The sequence below is a fragment of the Actinomycetospora chiangmaiensis DSM 45062 genome, assembly GCF_000379625.1.
Taxonomy (GTDB): domain Bacteria; phylum Actinomycetota; class Actinomycetes; order Mycobacteriales; family Pseudonocardiaceae; genus Actinomycetospora; species Actinomycetospora chiangmaiensis.
This window is the reverse complement of the sequence record NZ_KB903225.1, coordinates 60,887-76,704: the sequence shown is the minus strand read 5'-3', so window position 1 is coordinate 76,704 and position 15,818 is coordinate 60,887. Positions and strand designations below refer to the sequence as shown.

Annotated in this window: 18 protein-coding genes and 1 tRNA gene; 11 read left to right on the top strand and 8 right to left on the bottom strand. The window is 73.5% G+C overall.

The features are described from left to right. Window positions 1-20 precede the first annotated feature (20 nt). Window positions 21-97: transfer RNA gene (locus A3CO_RS0112070), tRNA-Leu, on the top strand. Window position 98: 1 nt separating this feature from the next. Here the strand turns inward: A3CO_RS0112070 and bcp are convergent. Next, window positions 99-572, bottom strand: coding sequence for a thioredoxin-dependent thiol peroxidase (gene bcp, locus A3CO_RS0112065; protein WP_018332506.1), 474 nt, complete (start codon window positions 570-572; stop codon window positions 99-101). Between the two features lie 144 nt (window positions 573-716). On the opposite strand from bcp, the gene A3CO_RS0112060 reads away from it, so the two are divergent. The 6 genes from A3CO_RS0112060 to A3CO_RS0112035 all read left to right on the top strand — a co-directional run bounded on the left by A3CO_RS0112060 (window position 717) and on the right by A3CO_RS0112035 (window position 4,959). Beyond that, window positions 717-938 carry a DUF3618 domain-containing protein gene (locus A3CO_RS0112060; protein WP_018332505.1) on the top strand — a complete coding sequence of 74 codons (222 nt, stop codon included), beginning with the start codon at window positions 717-719 and terminating at the stop codon, window positions 936-938. An 83-nt stretch (window positions 939-1,021) separates the two neighbouring features. After that, window positions 1,022-2,746, top strand: coding sequence for an AMP-binding protein (locus A3CO_RS0112055; RefSeq protein WP_018332504.1), 1,725 nt, complete (start codon window positions 1,022-1,024; stop codon window positions 2,744-2,746). Next, a complete protein-coding gene (locus tag A3CO_RS0112050) occupies window positions 2,743-3,159 on the top strand; it encodes an acyl-CoA thioesterase (RefSeq protein WP_018332503.1) in 417 nt (138 codons plus the stop codon). Before A3CO_RS0112055 ends, A3CO_RS0112050 begins: the two co-directional genes overlap by 4 nt. An 86-nt stretch (window positions 3,160-3,245) precedes the next feature. Next, window positions 3,246-3,668 carry a hypothetical protein gene (locus tag A3CO_RS0112045; protein WP_245561489.1) on the top strand — a complete coding sequence of 141 codons (423 nt, stop codon included), beginning with the start codon at window positions 3,246-3,248 and terminating at the stop codon, window positions 3,666-3,668. Continuing rightward, entirely contained in the window at window positions 3,562-4,245 is a 684-nt protein-coding gene (locus tag A3CO_RS40370; protein WP_084681753.1) for a DUF3558 domain-containing protein, read from the top strand. The genes A3CO_RS0112045 and A3CO_RS40370 overlap by 107 nt, the downstream gene beginning before the upstream one ends. Before the next feature lie 144 nt (window positions 4,246-4,389). Beyond that, the gene (locus A3CO_RS0112035; protein ID WP_018332500.1) at window positions 4,390-4,959 is read left to right on the top strand and encodes a cadmium resistance transporter; all 570 of its coding nucleotides are present in this window, start codon (window positions 4,390-4,392) and stop codon (window positions 4,957-4,959) included. Window positions 4,960-5,219: 260 nt separating this feature from the next. Here A3CO_RS0112035 and speD read toward each other — a convergent pair whose 3' ends face one another. The 4 genes from speD to A3CO_RS0112015 form a co-directional block, all read right to left on the bottom strand. Then, a complete protein-coding gene (gene speD, locus A3CO_RS0112030) occupies window positions 5,220-6,476 on the bottom strand; it encodes an adenosylmethionine decarboxylase (RefSeq protein ID WP_018332499.1) in 1,257 nt (418 codons plus the stop codon). Then, window positions 6,473-7,645 carry a type III PLP-dependent enzyme gene (locus tag A3CO_RS31720; protein ID WP_018332498.1) on the bottom strand — a complete coding sequence of 391 codons (1,173 nt, stop codon included), beginning with the start codon at window positions 7,643-7,645 and terminating at the stop codon, window positions 6,473-6,475. Before A3CO_RS31720 ends, speD begins: the two co-directional genes overlap by 4 nt. A gap of 371 nt (window positions 7,646-8,016) precedes the next feature. Then, window positions 8,017-8,421 (bottom strand): hypothetical protein, encoded by a 405-nt coding sequence (locus A3CO_RS0112020; RefSeq protein ID WP_018332497.1) that lies wholly within the window; start codon window positions 8,419-8,421, stop codon window positions 8,017-8,019. 201 nt (window positions 8,422-8,622) lie between these two features. Next, window positions 8,623-9,678 (bottom strand): hypothetical protein, encoded by a 1,056-nt coding sequence (locus A3CO_RS0112015; protein WP_018332496.1) that lies wholly within the window; start codon window positions 9,676-9,678, stop codon window positions 8,623-8,625. On the opposite strand from A3CO_RS0112015, the gene A3CO_RS0112010 reads away from it, so the two are divergent. Both A3CO_RS0112010 and A3CO_RS0112005 read left to right on the top strand, forming a co-directional pair. Continuing rightward, window positions 9,650-10,474, top strand: coding sequence for an SDR family NAD(P)-dependent oxidoreductase (locus A3CO_RS0112010; RefSeq protein ID WP_018332495.1), 825 nt, complete (start codon window positions 9,650-9,652; stop codon window positions 10,472-10,474). The genes A3CO_RS0112015 and A3CO_RS0112010 overlap by 29 nt on opposite strands. A gap of 7 nt (window positions 10,475-10,481) precedes the next feature. Next, complete coding sequence (locus tag A3CO_RS0112005) at window positions 10,482-10,892, top strand: pyridoxamine 5'-phosphate oxidase family protein (RefSeq protein WP_018332494.1); 411 nt, start codon at window positions 10,482-10,484, stop codon at window positions 10,890-10,892. A gap of 72 nt (window positions 10,893-10,964) precedes the next feature. Here the strand turns inward: A3CO_RS0112005 and A3CO_RS0112000 are convergent, their stop codons facing one another. The 3 genes from A3CO_RS0112000 to A3CO_RS31715 all read right to left on the bottom strand — a co-directional run bounded on the left by A3CO_RS0112000 (window position 10,965) and on the right by A3CO_RS31715 (window position 14,775). Then, entirely contained in the window at window positions 10,965-13,034 is a 2,070-nt protein-coding gene (locus tag A3CO_RS0112000; RefSeq protein ID WP_018332493.1) for a glycosyltransferase family 39 protein, read from the bottom strand. Between the two features lie 65 nt (window positions 13,035-13,099). Beyond that, a complete protein-coding gene (locus A3CO_RS0111995; RefSeq protein WP_018332492.1) occupies window positions 13,100-14,002 on the bottom strand; it encodes a TIGR03854 family LLM class F420-dependent oxidoreductase in 903 nt (300 codons plus the stop codon). Continuing rightward, window positions 13,999-14,775: a type 1 glutamine amidotransferase gene (locus tag A3CO_RS31715; protein ID WP_018332491.1), complete on the bottom strand. Its 777-nt coding sequence runs from the start codon at window positions 14,773-14,775 to the stop codon at window positions 13,999-14,001. Before A3CO_RS31715 ends, A3CO_RS0111995 begins: the two co-directional genes overlap by 4 nt. A 42-nt stretch (window positions 14,776-14,817) precedes the next feature. Here A3CO_RS31715 and A3CO_RS31710 point away from each other — a divergent pair, with 42 nt between their 5' ends. Continuing rightward, window positions 14,818-15,297: an HIT family protein gene (locus tag A3CO_RS31710; protein ID WP_084681749.1), complete on the top strand. Its 480-nt coding sequence runs from the start codon at window positions 14,818-14,820 to the stop codon at window positions 15,295-15,297. 193 nt (window positions 15,298-15,490) lie between these two features. After that, window positions 15,491-15,772, top strand: a complete 282-nt coding sequence (locus A3CO_RS0111980) for a hypothetical protein (protein ID WP_157647457.1) — start codon at window positions 15,491-15,493, stop codon at window positions 15,770-15,772. The last annotated feature ends 46 nt before the right edge of the window (window positions 15,773-15,818 follow it).

Sequence of the window (15,818 nt, the reverse complement as noted above, 5' to 3'; positions counted from 1 at the left end):
ACGAGTAGTCCGAATGGCAGGCCGGCGTACTCCAAGTGGCAGAGAGGGCGATTTTAGGGGTCGCACAGTGTGGGTTCGAATCCCATCGCCGGCACCACCTACAGCTTCAGATCACGCAGCAACCGGCCCACGTGGCCGGTGGCCTTCACCCCGTACTGGGCGACCTCGACCTTGCCCTCGGCGTCGACGACGAAGGTCGAGCGGATCACGCCCGTCGAGGTGCGTCCGTACATCGTCTTCTCGCCCCACGCGCCCCAGGCGGGCATGACCGTCTTCTCCGCGTCCGACAGCAGCGGGAACGTCAGGCCCTGGTCGGCGCGGAACTTCGCGAGCTTCGCCGGCTTGTCGGGGGAGATGCCGACGACGTCGATCCCGGCGTCGTTCAGGGTGCCGAGGTTCTCGGTGAAGTCGCAGGCCTCCTTGGTGCAGCCCGGGGTGTTCGCGGCCGGGTAGAAGTAGACGACGACCCGTCGGCCGCGGTAGTCGGCCAGGGACACCGTCTCGCCCGTGTCGGAGGGCAGTGAGAAGTCCGGAGCGACGTCACCGGGGGTCAGACGGTTATCGGCAGCCACGGCCGGGCACGATACCGCTCACATGTCGTGGGCCACCGTGCGGCGCGTCGTCCCAGGACTCGGCGCGCGGGGGCGACACGATGCCGCCACGATGGCGGCACCCGAGGTGCTGCGGCACGTACCGAGAAGGACGAGGGAGGCTCCGTGGCACGCGACCCGGACACCATCGAGCGAGAGATCGAGCAGGCCCGCGAGGCGCTCGCCGGGGCGCTGGACGAGCTGTCCGAGCGGGCGAACCCGCAGCGACTCGCCGACCAGGGCAAGGAGATCGCCGCCGAGAAGTGGGCGGACCCGAAGATCAAGTACGCCGTGATCGCGGCGGGGACGTTGATCGGGCTGCTGGTGCTGCGCAAGCTGCTGAAGTAGTTCTCGTACGGCTGTGGGCGGGTGCCGCGAGGTGATAGGAACCTCGCAGCGCCCGCCCGTCGTCGTTCCTGGAGGTCCTCGTCGTGTCGTCGTCGTCACTGACTCCCGCCGCGCAGGCGTTCCGCGCCGCGCGCGACCTGCTCGTCGAACGACAGACCGACTACGACGCCGCCCGCCGCGACTTCTCCTGGCCCGAGCTCGAGGAGTTCAACTGGGCGCTGGAGCACTTCGACGCGATCGCGCGTGACCCGTCGTCGGCCGACCGCGCCGCGCTGTGGATCGTCGAGCAGGACGGGTCCGAGGCGAAGTACTCGTTCGCGACGATGACCGAGCGCTCCAACCGCACCGCGAACTGGCTGCGCTCCCTCGGCGTCCGCCGGGGTGACCGGGTCATCCTCATGCTCGCCAACCAGGTCGAGCTGTGGGACACGATCCTCGCGGCGATGAAGCTGGGCGCGGTGCTGATCCCGTCGACGCCGATGCTCGGCGCGGCCGACCTGCGCGACCGCATCGACCGCGGCGCGGCCGGCCACGTCGTGGTGCGCGACGCCGACGTCGACAAGTTCGCCGACGTGCCCGGCGACTACACGCGGATCGCCGTCGGGTCCGCCGTGCCGGAAGGGTGGCAGGACTTCGCCTCGGCCGCCTCCGAGTCCGCGGACTTCGAGCCCGACGGCCCGACGAAGGCCGACGACACGCTGCTCCTCTACTTCACCTCGGGGACGACCTCGAAGCCGAAGCTGGTGCAGCACACGCACGTGTCCTACCCCGTGGGGCACCTGTCGACGATGTACTGGATCGGCCTGCAACCGGGCGACGTGCACTGCAACGTGGCCTCGCCGGGGTGGGCGAAGCACGCCTGGTCGAACGTGTTCGCGCCGTGGTGCGCCGAGGCGACGATCTTCATCTACAACTACGCGCGCTTCGACGCGGACACGATGCTGAAGACGCTGGTGGACCACGGCGTCACCACGTTCTGTGCGCCGCCGACCGTCTGGCGGATGCTCATCCAGGCCGACCTCGCGGCGTGGAAGGTGCCGATGCGCGAGCTCGTCGGCGCCGGCGAGCCGCTCAACGCGGAGGTCATCGAGCAGGTTCGCGAAGCGTGGGGCCTGACGATCCGCGACGGCTTCGGCCAGACCGAGTCGTCCCTGCAGATCGCCAACACCCCCGGCCAGAGGGTGAAGGACGGGTCCATGGGCCGTCCGCTGCCGGGTTTCGAGATCGCGCTGGTCGACCCCATCTCCGGGCAGGTCGGCGACGAGGGCGAGATCTGCGTCGACCTGTCGAAGCGGCCCGTCGGCCTCATGGTCGGGTACGCCGACGACGAGGAGCGCAACGCCGAGGTCATGCGCGGCGGCTTCTACCACACCGGTGACGTCGGCTCCCGCGACGCGGACGGCTACATCACCTACGTCGGACGCTCCGACGACGTGTTCAAGGCCTCCGACTACCGCATCTCGCCGTTCGAGCTCGAGAGCGTGCTGATCGAGCACGACGCGGTGGCCGAGGCGGCGGTCGTGCCATCGCCGGACCCGCTCCGCCTCGCCGTCCCGAAGGCCTACGTGGTGCTGGCGCGCGGTTTCTCGCCGGACGCGGACACGGCCCGGTCGATCCTCGAGTACTGCCGTGCGAACCTGCCCGCCTACAAGCGGGTGCGGCGCCTCGAGTTCGCGGAACTGCCGAAGACGATCTCCGGGAAGATTCGCCGGGTCGAACTGCGGGGTCGGGAGAACGAGCTGCGCCCCGGTGGGGAGGGGACTCCCGAGGGCGAGTTCTCCGACGAATCGCTCGGGCTCCGTTCGTGAGCTTCGCGTTCCCGGTCGTGCCCCGGTACGCCGAGATCGACCAGCAGGGCGTGGTGTTCTTCGGCCACTACCTGACCTGGTGCGACGAGGCGTTCACGGCCTTCCAGGCGTCGATCGGCTATCCCTATCCGGAGATGATCGCCGACGGGGTGGACATCCAGATCGTGCACGCCTCCCTCGACTACGGGTCGTCGGTGCGGTGGGGCGACGACGTGTCGCTGGTCGTCGAGAACGAGAAGGTCGGGACGACATCGGTGTCCTCGCGGGTGGTCGTCCGTCGTCGGGTGGGCTCCCAGGACTGGGAGGACGCGGTGACCGTGCAGCTGGTGCACGTGTGCGTCGACGCGACCGCGTTCACGAAGGTGCCCGTGCCGGCGCGCCTGGCGGACGGGCTCGCGGCCGCGCGAGGCTGAAGTCTGCCGTGTCCGACGGACACGGTTCGGGACGTTCTGTCTCGTTCGGCCCCGCTCGGGCGGGTCGTCCGGCTAGCGTGCTCGACGTGACCACGCCCTGGCCGCCGGAGCCGCCCGTCCAGGCGTCCGACCCAGCACGCCTGTGGAACGGCCAGCTCGTGCAGCGGCCGGTCGTGGCGATGCCGACCGGGGGCTCCTTCACAGTCGACCTCGACCGGGCTCCCGACGCGGTGCGGGAGTTGGAGACCGCGCGGGACGAGTTGCGGTTCCTGATGCTCGAGGCGAAACGCCTGGGTCGTGTCGACCCGGGCACGACGGACCAGGTGAGCCTGGATGCGGCTGCTGTGTTCGGCGCGGTGGCGGATGGTGGCACCGGTTCACTGGTTCGCGCGCTCGAGGCCGGTGCGCAACGCCTGGATCTCCTCATCGACTCGATCGAGGCTGAACTCCGCAGCTACCGACTCGCGGACGGGGACGCCTCGGCCGCATTCCTCGACATGGACGCGTGACGTGGGCTCGCACGCGGTGCGAGTCGCTCTGACGTTCGCGACGTGTGTCGGTCTCTGGTTCGTAGCAGGTTGTGCTGGTGGTGCTCCGGTGCCGGCGGAGCCCTCGCCGATCTCGGAGCGTTTCGGCGCGCCGACCGTGCACTCGCCGGTGGATGTCGCCGCCCAGGCAGCGGACCCGTGCCGGACGCTCCTGACGGACAGCGAGCTCCTAGCCCTCGGACTCCCGACCACGGGGAGACCGCGGTCCTATCTCGGGGTCCAGGAGTGTTCATGGACGGCGGAGGACGGACAGAGTCTCGCTCTCGCAGCAGATCACGATCGGGATCTGCTCGCTGACGCGTACCGCGCGCGGCGACGTGGAGTCTTCCGTGCGATCACCGTGGCGGGTTTCCCGGCGGTCCTCGAGAAGACCGGTACTGGCGACCTGAATTCATGCACCGTGACCACCGGGCTGGGCCCCGGTCAGGCACTGACGGCCCAGTGGTTCGGCAAGGAACCTCTCGCTTCCAATCCGGATGCGTGTCAGCTCGCGGAGCGGGCCACGGCCACGGTGGTCCGCAAGCTCCCGCCTGCTTGAGCTCGCTCGGCTGGAAGAAGATCCTGCCGCGCCGCGCGAAGTGATCGCTCAGCGAACGCTTCGCGCGGCGGGCGAGGATCTTGGGTAGCGGCCAGGGCCCTCCGACAGGTCGATCGGCGTCGGCACCGCTAACGTCACGGTCTCGTGGACCTGACGACGCTCACCCGGGCCGTCGTCATGTTCGTCGCCACGAACGTCGACGACCTCCTGCTGCTGTCGCTCTTCTTCGCCCGCGCGCGGCGTCGGGGTGCCGCGACGCGCATCGTCGTCGGGCAGTACCTCGGGTTCGGCGCGATCCTGGCGCTGTCGGTCGCGGGGGCTCTGGGCGCCGAACTGCTCCCGCACAGCGTGATCCCCTTCCTCGGGCTCGTCCCACTCGCCCTCGGGCTCCGGGCGGCGTGGCAGGCGTGGCGTGGCGACACCGACGACGAGGAGGTCGGCCCGACCGCCCCCGGCGTGGTGGCCGTCGCCGGGGTCACCCTCGCGAACGGCGGCGACAACCTCGGCGTCTACGTCCCCGTCTTCACGACGACGGGTCGGGCCGGGCTGGCCCTCTACGTCGCGGTCTTCCTCGTGCTCGTCGGCGTGTGGTGCGCCCTCGGGCGGTTCCTCGCCACCCGGGCTCCCGTCGCCCGGGCGCTCGCCCGCTACGGGCACGTCGTCCTGCCGGTCGTCCTGATCGGGGTCGGGCTGCTGATCCTCCTCGGCACCTGACGTCTCCCGAACCGCCCCTGCTCTCCTGGTGTACGGCGACGAGGGCGACGCGGTGGTCGCGGGTCCCGGTCGACCACACAGTTGATCAGCGACGGGAGCGCACGGCCGCGTCCTGTCGCGGGCAGTCGGCCCGCCGGACCACCTTGTCGTTGTGAATCAGAACGACAAGGTGCGACCCGACGTCAGGAGCCCGCGACACGGCCTCGCGACCGGCGCGAGACGTCACCCATCAGCCCGAGTGACGTCCCGGCCGAACAGCCTCAGTGGCGCACCGCGAACGGCAGGATCGACCCGCGCAGCAGCGCCTCGGCGTCCATGGAGGTCAGGGACGGGAAGCGCGACAGCCGCGAGGAGGCCAGGGACACCGGGTCCTCGACCGTGTCACGGCGACCCGTCAGGTAGGCCCACTCGTGCTCGTCGGAGCAGTAGGGGAGCACCGTCGGGAAGACCGACGAGAACCGCTCCGACATGCGCCTGAGCGTGTCGTTGCGCCACACGGTCGGACAGCCGGCCTGCGTGCAGACCACGCCACCGTCGGCGAGGACCGAGGCGCACCGCTCCAGGAACGGGGTGCCGTAGAGGCGGGCGTGCTGGGCGGGGTCGTCGACCTCGACCGGCTCGTCGGGCAGGTCGACGATGACGACGTCGTAGCGGTCACCCCGCTCGGCGGCCGCGGCGAGGAACTCCCAGCCGTCGGCGTAGTGCACGCGCACCGGACCGTCCCCCGCCTCCGCGGCGGCGAGTTCGGACGGCGAGTACCCGTAGGGCAGCAGCTCGGCACAGCGGCGGACGCACTCGGTGTCGATGTCGACGTGGTCGACCAGGCTCGCCCCGGCCGTCACGGCGAGCTGGGAGACGACCCCCTCGGACGAGCCGACGACCAGCACCCGGTCCAGCTTGTCGGCGAGCAGCAGCGGGGGCACGGCGAGGGCCTCGTGGTAGACGAGCTGGGTCTGCTCGGTCGACTGCCGCTCGCCGTCGCAGAACAGCGAGATGCCCTGCGCGGTCCGCGCGATGATCATGTCCTGCCACGCCGTGCGGCCACGGAACAGCACCTCGTCGATGCGCCAGCGGCGTCGCATCCCGGCCGCGAGCGGCTCGTCGACCTCCCGCTGCCCGACGACGTCGGGGGCGAGCCCGGCGCCGCGGGCCACGATCTGCGCCCGTACCTCGACGGCGCCGACCTCGCGGCCGAGCACCTCCACGATCCGCTCCGGGTCGGCGTGCTCGCCGCACGTGAACACGTCCACGAACGCCGCGCCCGCCTCGGGATAGGCATGGACCGAGGCGTGGGACTCGGCGAGGAGCGCGAGCACCGTGGTGCCCTGCGGCTCGAACCGGTGCGCGACGACGTCGAGGACGGTTGCACCGCCCGCGTCGAGGGCGGTCCGCAGCGCACGCGTGACGGCGGCGTCGTCACCGAGCAGCGCGGCGGACACCCCGCGCAGCTCGGCGAGCACGTGACGCCCCGCGAAGGACGGAGCGGGAGCGGTCGGGGTGACGGCGGAGGTCGTCAATCAGGGGTCCTCTCAGGGGTAGGAGGGTTCACGATCACGGTCGGCAGCGGAGGGAGTCCGTTGAAGCCGACCGAGGCATAACTGGACGTATAGGCGCCGGCGCCGAGGAACTCGACGACGTCGCCCGGGACCAGATCGAGGGGCAGGCGCACGTCGGCCCGCCGGTACAGCACGTCGTCGCCGTCGCAGGTCGGCCCGGCCAGCACGACGGGCCCCCGCGGCGCGTCCTCGGGATGCCCGGGGGTGCGCAGCCGGTAGACGATCATCTCGCCCTCGGTCTCGGCGAGGCCCTGGTAACGCCCGACGTCGAGGTAGACCCAGCGTCGCCCGGCCCGCTCGGTCACGAGCACCACCTCGGCGACCAGCACCCCGGCGTCCGCCACCAGCGCCCGCCCGGGTTCGGCTACGAGGTGCGGCCGCCAGTCGCCCAGCTCGGCGTCGACGGCGTCCGCGATCTCCCGCAGCGCCGGCACCCGGCCGGCGCCGTGCCTCGTCGGGAAGCCGCCGCCGAGGTTGAGCTCCTCGACGGCGAGGCCGGACAGCTCGGCCGCGCGGCGGGCGGAGGCGATGCCCCGGCGCCACGACGACGGGTCGGTCTGCTGTGACCCGGGGTGGAAGCCGAGCCCGTGGGCGCGGAGACCCACGTCGCAGGCGCGCCGCAGCAGGGCCGCGGCCTCCTCGGGCGGTACGCCGAACTTGCCGGCGAACGGCGTGGCGGACCCGTCGTCGTCCACCGCCAGGCGCACCGTGACCGCTGCTCCCGGTGCCTCGCGGGCGAGCAGGTCGACGTCCGCGGCGGAGTCGGTGGTGAAGCGGGTGACACCCGCGGCGACCGCGGCCGAGACGTCGGAGGCCTTCTTGACGGGGTTGCCCCAGGTCATCCGCCGCGGTTGCACCCCCGCGAGGAGGCACGCGTCGAGCTCGCCGACGCTCGCGAGGTCGGCGCTCGCACCCAACTCCGCCAGCAGTGCGAGCACCTCGGGGTGCGGGTTCGCCTTGATGGCGTAAGCGGGCTCGACGTGCGGGAACGCGTCGCGGAAGGTGAGAAAGGAGGCGCGAACGACCCGGAGATCCAGCTCCAGAAGAGGGCTCGTGCTGGCCCGATCGGATGACGGGTGCGGCGGGGTCGGTGCACGTTCGTGCGCCTGCACCGTGCGCTGTGCATCCACGCGCCCCATCGTGCCCGGAACCGCCTGCGGGCGACGCACGAAACGGCTGACGTGAGACCTATCGGACGCGTACTGTCCGAGATCTCCCGATCTGACGGGATCGGGAGTGGTGGTCGGGGAGAAAGCGGGAGACGTATGCCTTCGGGCTCCCAGGGTGGGTGGGAGACGGGCCGGCGGCGCCAGCAGCGGAGGTGGCCGCGCTGGTCGGCCCGCAGCACGGCCGTCACGGGATTGTTCGCGGTGGCGGTCACGGCGGCGGTCCTCGGGGTCGGCCGGACGGTCGTGGCACCGCCCGGGGCCGGCGAGCAGGCGGCGGGGACGTCCGCCAGCTCGCGCACGCTCGTGCCCGAGCCGACCAGCGACGACGACGGCTACGGAGCCGGCACGCGCGCCTCGTCGGCCCCGCGGCAGACGCAGGCTCCCGGCCTCGGCGTCCCCGGCGCGTCCGATCCCGACGATTCCCTCGCCCCGCCCCTCACCCCCATCCCGCTGCCCGGGGCACGGCCGCAGGGCAGCGCTCCGGCTCCCGCGACGAGCACGCCCGCGGGCTGGGACCCACCGCTCGCGCCGATCGTGCCCGGCGGGGCGTCCTCACGGGCACCCGCGAGCACTGCGCCGCCGGCGACCACGGCACCTCCGGCCGCTCCGCTGATACCCGCCCCCGTGCCGGGAGCGCCGGCCCCGGGAGCGCCGACCCCGGGAGCGGCGTCCTCGAGCGCGGCGTCCTCCGGCGCGGCGGGTCCGGTGGCGCCCGCGAGCCCCGCGCCGGCGGCCACCCCGGACCGTCCCGGCGTCCTCGACCTGCCCGATCGGGTGCTCGGTGGCGGCGGCGAGCCTCCGCCGACCCGCGACCGGGACGAGACCCGGGCGCGCACACCCCGGGGCGACGGCGCGGCCCCGGCCGACACGGCCCCGACGGAGCCGAAGACACCGAAGGTCGAGCAGAAGGCCCCCGACGAGGCCGCCCCGACCGGTCGTCAGGACGCGCCCCGCACCGCGGCCCTCCCGGCGGTCGCCCCGGCCGGCTGGCCGATCCCGATGCTCGGCCCGAGCAGCTCCGACGGACCGTCGTCCTCGGCAACCACCGCCGACCTGCCCGGCGAGGCCACCTCGACCGGCACCGGATCGACGCTGACGCCGACCCGCACCCCGGCGGGCACCGTGGCGGGCGGAGCGCTGCCCGACGGCTGGCCCGTCCCCACCCTCGGCTCGGCGGCCACCGACGCGCCGCCCGGATCGTCGGACGCCGTCACCACGACGACGGGTCCCGGCACCCGAGCGGGCACCGACACCACCGGGACCGCGCCGAGCGCCACCCGCGCCCCCGGCAGCAGGACCACCGCGAACGACGAACCGACGGCCACGCGGCGCCAGGTCCCGGGCACCGGGCCGACGACCACGCCGTCGGCCGCCGACGAGCCGGAGACCACGGCGACCGACCCGACGACGGGCGTGACCACCACGCGGAGCCGCAGCGTCGACCCGGGCACCGGCGCGGTGACCACGCGCTCCACGCAGACCGACCCGACCAGCCGGTCGCGCACCGTGCAGACCACGACGCGGTCGGCGGACGCGACGAGCGTCGAGGTCACCACCACCCGCGAGTCTACCGACGACGGGGACGCGACGACCACGAAGGCACCGTCGTCGAGAGCACCGTCGTCGAAAGCGTCGTCGTCGAAGCCGTCGTCGTCGAAGCCGTCCACCTCGAAGCCCACGTCGCGGTCGTCGAGCTCGTCGGTCAGGTCGAGCACCTCGAAGGGCTCCGACGGCTCGACGGTGAAGGAGACGACCACGTCCGACGGCGACGGCAACAGCGTGACCAGGCGCAGCGTCACCTCGTCGAGCGGGGAGGAGAAGACGGTGTACTCCGCCCGGTCGTCCGACGGCCAGAGCTTCGAGTACGAGACGTCGAGCGCGGTCACCGACACGTCCGGCACGGAGAGCTGGTGGTCGCGACTCTGGCCGTGGTGACCGGCGACGGTGATCGGGTACAGGGCCGGGATGCCACTGCCGCCTCCCGGTCCCGACACCCACGTCCTCGTCACCGGCGCCTCGTCCGGGATCGGCGCCGAGACGGCGCGCGCCCTCGCAGCGCGGGGCTACCCCACGATCCTGGTGGCCCGCCGTGAGGACGCCCTGACCGAACTCGCGGCGGAACTCCGGGAGAAGAGCGGTCTGCCGAGCGAGGTCCACACCGCCGACCTCGGTGACGACACCGCCCGCGCCGGCGTCCGCGACCTGATCCGGCGCGACGACCGCGTCGTCGGCCTCGTCAACGCCGCCGGGTTCGGGGTGACGGGGCGGGTCGTCGACGTCGAGCCGGACGCGCTCGACGGCCTCATCCGGGTCAACGTCCTCGCGCTCCACGACCTGTCCGTCGCCGCCGTCGACGCGTTCGTCCGCCGCACCCGCGGGACCGGCCGGCCCGGCGCGATCCTCAACGTCTCGTCGATCACCGCGTTCCAGCCGCTGCCCGGCGTCGCCAGCTACGCGGCGAGCAAGGCGTTCGTGCAGTCGTTCTCCGAGGCGGTCCACACCGAGCTCGCGGGCACCGGGGTCACGCTGACCACCCTGAGCCCGGGCCTGACGCGCACCGGGTTCGCCGACGCCGCCGGTACCGAGGCCTTCGATCGCGCACCGGGGTTCACCGTCGGCGAGGCCGCGGACGTCGCGGAGGCCGGGGTCGCGGCGATGGTGGCCGGGCACCGCAGCGTCGTCCCCGGGCTGGTCAACCAGCTGAGCGCGCTCTCCGGGCGGCTCACCCCGCGCAGCGTGCTGCTGCCCGTCGTCCACCAGGCGATGGACTGGTTCGGCGGGCGGGGATGATCATCGTATGACCGTCACCCCGGCCGACCTGCACGCTCGCGGCGAGGAGTTCGCGGAGTTCTGGCGGGAGTACCACCTCTGCACCCTGACGACGTTGCGCCGCGACGGCAGCCCCCACGTCGTGCCGGTGGGGTGCACGCTCGACCTCGACACCGCGACCGCCCGCATCATCACCTCCGGCCCCAGCCGGAAGGCCGCGCACGTGCGCCTCGGAGGCGAGGCCGGCGCCCCGGTGGCGGTGAGCCAGGTCGACCGCGGCCGGTGGTCGACGCTCGAGGGCCTCGCCGTCGTCCGGGACGACCCGGCGTCCGTCGCCGACGCCGAGGCCCGCTACGCCGCCCGTTACCGCACCCCGCGCGAGAACCCGCTCCGCGTGGTCCTCGAGATCACGCTGACCCGGGTCCTCGGCTCCCGCTGAGGCCGCGAGCGGTGATCAACGGCCCCCTGGCGGGGTCCGGCGGGCCCACGGAGCCCGCTGCGGGTCCGGTGATCACGTCCCGACGGCAGGTGTCGTCAGGTCGTACACGGTGGTCCCGCCGACGGTCGTCGCCCTGTAGTGCTGCTTCACCCAGCGCGTGATCTGCACGGTCGCGTCGGAGCCGCCGGTGTCGGGCACCGAGGAGAGGCCCTCGCCGAGGAAGTAGTGCACCTTCCCGGCGGCGACGAGCTGCTGGAAGGCGGCCAGGGTGGGGGAGGGGTCGGTGCCGTTGAAGCCGCCGAGCGGCATCACCGGGTCACCGCTCGCGAGCTGGTAGCCGGCCGCGGGCATGGACCCGACCGTCGCCGCCACCCAGGTGTAGCCGCCCGCCCCCGCCTGCAGGAACGACGTCAGCTGCGCCGACGGGTCCGACGCCCGCAGCAGCTGCATGGCGCCGCCGGGACCGCCGCGCCCGGTCCCGGCGGGGCCGCCCCTCCCACGTGACAGCGACGGGTCGTTGCCGCCACCGGGAGGGCGACCGAGAGCGCCCCGACCGGGGCCGCCGGGCCCACCCGTGCCGCCGGGCCCACCCGGACCACCCCGTCCGCCGAAACCGCCGAAGCCGGACGAGGGACCCGCCGTCGGGATGATCTCGGTGTGCGCGGTGGCGGCCGTGACGCCGGCGTACGCGGCGGGCGCGCCGAGCCCCGCGACGAGAGCGGCGGTGAGGACGCCGAGCGTGAGGCCGCGGCGGCCCGCACGCCCCGCGAGCAGGACGCCGAGGACCGCGACCGCCCCGGCCACGAGCACGACCACGCGCAGCCACGGCAGGAAGGTCGGGGTCTCGTCGAGGAGGTACCAGCACCAGACGGTGGTGACCGCGACCGCCGCGGCGAGCGTCCACCGCGCCCGGGCACGCCACGCCTCGACCACGCCGACGGCCGCGACCGCCGCGATCCACGGGGCCAGCGCCACCGCGTAGTAGGGGTGGATGATGCCGGCCGCGAGGCTGAAGACCCCGCCCGTGACCAGCAGCGACCCGCCCCAGAGGAGGACCGCGGCCCGACGGCGGTCGGTGCGCGCCGCGCGCCCGATCCACACGAGCAGCGCGACGCCCAGGATCAGCGCGAGCGGCAGCAGCCAGGACACCTGGTTCGCCATCGAGCCGGTGAACAGCGCCGACCAGGAGTCGGTCGAGGTGGCCCCGCCCATGCCGCGGCCGCCGCCCATCCCGCCGCCGCCGAACCCGCCGCCCCCGCCGAGCTGTCCGGTCTCGTCGCCGGTGAGGCGCCCGACCCCGTTGTAGCCGAAGGCGAGCGACAGCACGCTGTCGTCCTGCGAGCCGCCGACGTAGGGCCGGGACGACACGGGCCACAGTTCGACCACCGCGACCCACCAACCGGCGGCGAGCAGCAGCGCTCCGGTCGCGGGGAGGAGCGCCACCAGCCGACGACGCCAGGTGCCCGGACCGGCCACCAGGTGGACGGCCGCGAGGGCGGGCAGGACGAGGAAGGCCTGCAGCGACTTCGTCAGGAACCCCGTTCCCACGCAGGCCGCCGCCAGCACCAGCCACCACGTCGACGCGCGCAGCGTGGCCGCGTCGACCGACCGCACCGTCGCGTAGGTGGCGGCCACGAGGAGCAGGCAGAGCAGGGCGTCGGGGTTGTCGAAGCGGAACATCAGCACCGCGACCGGAGTCAGTGCGAACGCCAGCCCCGCGAGCAGCCCGGCCACCGGACCCGACCAGCGGCGCACGCCCGCCGTCAGGAGCCCGACCGCGGCGACCCCCATGAGCGCCTGCGGCACGAGCACCGACCACGACGACAGCCCGAACAGCCGCACCGACAGCCCCAGCACCCACAGCGAGGCGGGCGGCTTGTCCACCATGATCGACGCAGGGGCGTCCGAGGCGCCGAAGAACCAGGCCTTCCACGACTGCCCGCCCGCCTGCGCGGCCGCCGCGTAGAAGGCGTTGCCCCACCCGCTGGCCGACAGTCCGACCAGGTACAGCGCCGCCGTGCCCACGAGCAGGGCCGCGAGGAGCGCCGGGTACCAGCGACCCCCGGCGGCGCGGACGGCGCGGTCGTCGCCTCCCGCTGCACGAACGCGTCGTTCGTTCCGGTCAGCGGCGAGCAGGCTCATGACGACGAGCCTGCGGCCGCGGGTTGATCAGGGCGTATGTCCGACCTGTGCAGGGTCTGTGCGGCTCAGGTCTGGAGCGGGACGAGCTCCGCGGCGAACCCGTCGAGGAAGTCGTCCCAGGTCCGCGGTGCGGTCGCCGGGCGCACGACGAACTTGGTGATCCCGGCGTCGACGAACTCGCCGACCAGCCGCCTCGCCTCGTTCCAGTCGGCGGCGATCAGCTTCCCGGGGTCCTCGGTGTCGAGCCGCCGACGGGCGGTCGCGGCGCGGGCGTGAGCGAGCTCGTCGTCCGTCGCCCCCTCGGGCAGGACGAGCAGGTTGGTGCCGTAGTGGTCGTCCTCCACGGCGCGGCCGGCCGCGTCGGCGGCCTCGGCGATGGCGCGGCGGGCGGCCGCGGCCTCGTCGGGGGTCACGAACGACGCGAGCCAGCCGTCCCCGAGGCGTCCCACCCGGCGCAGCGCGTCGGGGACGAGTCCGCCGAGCCACAGGTCGAGCGGCTTCGCGGGACGGGGCTCGACGACGGCCTCGTCGAGGTGGAAGAACCGGCCGTGGTGGGTGACGACGGGCTCGGAGAGCAGACGCCGCACGACGACGAGCGCCTCCTCGAAGACGTCGGCCCGCCGGCCGGCCACCGGGTACATCGTCCGCTCGGCCGGCGTCGCGGGCTGCAGCCCGAACACCGGGAGGATGCGCCGCGGTGCGAGGGCGGCGAGCGAGGCGAGCTGGTGGGCGACGACGGCGGGGTTCCGCCCCGGGAGCACGACGACGCCGGTGCCGAGCTTGAGGTGCTCGGTCCGCCCCGCCGCCCACGCCAGGGCCGTGAGGGGCTCGATCGCGGGGGCGGCGATGCGGTCGGGGAACCACACGGAGTCGATCCCGCGACGCTCGCAGCCGTCGACGAGGTCGCGGGTGGCCATGGCCGGTTCGTCGTCGGTCACGGCCGACCCGATACCGAGACGAACGCTCATGCCCGCACCTCCGCCGTCGTCGGGAACCCGGAGTCGAGCCCGGAGTCGAGCCCGGAGTCGGGCCCGGGGACGAGCCCGGCCCGCACCCCGAAGTCGTCGAACAGCCGCCACGATCGCACCCGCGAGGACTCCGCGCGCTCCGCGACCTCCGCGCGCAGCCCCGCCGTCGTGATCCCGAGCTCGTCGAAGCGGTCCTCGAGCGGCGTGCCGGTCCAGCGGCCGGCCCAGATCTCGAACTCGTCCGGGGTGATCTCGGGGTGGAACTGCACGCCGAGGTGGCGGTCGAGGCGGAACGCCTGGTCGCACCGCTCGGAGCGGGCGAGCACCTCGGCGGTGGGCGGGGCGGTGAAGGAGTCGAAGTGGAACTCCATCCACGGCCCGTCGTCGATGGCGTCGCAGAACGTCGTGATGGTGCGGAAGCCGTTCTCGTGCCGCCCGTCGGCCGGATTGGCGCTGCCGCCGAGGACGCGGGCGAGGAGCTGCCCCCCGAAGCAGATACCGAGCACCGGCACGTCGGCCGCCATCGCGCGCTGCAGGTAGGCGATCTCGGAGGCCAGCCAGGGCACCGAGTCGTCCCAGGCCCCCTGCACCGAGCCGAGCACCGCGACCGCGTCGACCTCCGACGGGTCCGGCAGCTCGGTGCCCGCCACTGCGGGGACCACGGTGAGGCCGTGGGCGCGGGCCCACCCGGCGAGCGTGCCGGACTGCACCAGCACCGTCTCGGGGGACGCGTCGTGACCGATGACGAGCAGGGTCGGGGGAGAGGCACGCATACCCGGTGCAACGCGCCCGGGGCCCATGACCATCCTGGACGCGTGCCGAAACCGTGTGCCTTCTGCGCGATCGTGTCCGGCGACGCTCCCGCCCACGAGGTCCACCGCGACGACGACACCGTCGCCTTCCTCGACGTGAAGCCGATCTTCCCCGGGCACGTGCTCCTCGTGCCGACGCGGCACGTGACGACCCTCGCCGAGCTCCCGGCCGACGCGGTGCCGGGCTTCTTCGCCCTCGCGCAACGGCTCGAGCGCGCGGTGGAGTCGACGATGGACGCGCCGGGCTCGCTCGTGCTGATCAACAACGTGGTGAGCCAGTCGGTGCCGCACCTGCACCTGCACGTCATCCCCCGCCGGCCGAAGGACGGGCTGCGCTTCTTCCTGGGGCCCCGTCACCCCTACGGGAGCCCCGACGAGGCCGGATCGGTCGCACGCCGATCGGCGAGGCGCTGGTCAAGGGCCCCGACGACGGGTCCGCTTGAGCCGTCCGGGGAGGTATCGGCTCGGCATACGGCCTTCTGAGCAGGTCTGAACGGGGCCCAGCGGTCGCTACGACGCGCTCAGCGGTCTCAGGTTGTGCGTCCGTTCGAGTGGATTGCGCCCGTGCTCACCGGTTGTACTGCCATAGTCACCGTGCGCGGACGGGCGGCTGGAGCGAGCGGTCGGTCACCCTCCGCGACGGTCGGGTATCGACGGCAGCACACGGGAGGTGGAGATGACGGTCCTGAGCTGGGTCGCCGTTCTCGTCGGGGTGTGGTGCGCCGTCTCGGTCCTGGCGGCCCTCGGGCTGGGCGCGCTGCTGCGTCGCGGGGCCGCGGTCGACGGGGAGCTCGCCGAGCAGGGCCGCGAGCGTGACCTGCGGGGCGCGATGGCCATGTGGCTCGCGGAGATCCCGCGGGTGCCGGACACCCCCGCCGCCCTGATCGACGACGTGCCGGCGCCGCGCCGGCCCCGCGACGTCGACTCGGGCATGAACGAGGTGCCGTCCGTCCGCTGACGGTCGGTGCGCCCGTGCGAGCGGCGCCCTGCCGACGTCAGGTGGC

What these genes read in the sequence shown, in the direction of transcription:
- A3CO_RS0112000 (WP_018332493.1), bottom strand. Translation starts at nt 13,034, where the DNA reads ATGAGCCTGCTCGCCGCTGACCGGAACGAACGACGCGTTCGTGCAGCG.
- A3CO_RS0111980 (WP_157647457.1), top strand. Translation starts at nt 15,491, where the DNA reads ATGACGGTCCTGAGCTGGGTCGCCGTTCTCGTCGGGGTGTGGTGCGCC.
- A3CO_RS0112010 (WP_018332495.1), top strand. Translation starts at nt 9,650, where the DNA reads ATGCCACTGCCGCCTCCCGGTCCCGACACCCACGTCCTCGTCACCGGC.
- A3CO_RS0111995 (WP_018332492.1), bottom strand. Translation starts at nt 14,002, where the DNA reads ATGAGCGTTCGTCTCGGTATCGGGTCGGCCGTGACCGACGACGAACCG.
- A3CO_RS31715 (WP_018332491.1), bottom strand. Translation starts at nt 14,775, where the DNA reads ATGCGTGCCTCTCCCCCGACCCTGCTCGTCATCGGTCACGACGCGTCC.
- A3CO_RS0112005 (WP_018332494.1), top strand. Translation starts at nt 10,482, where the DNA reads ATGACCGTCACCCCGGCCGACCTGCACGCTCGCGGCGAGGAGTTCGCG.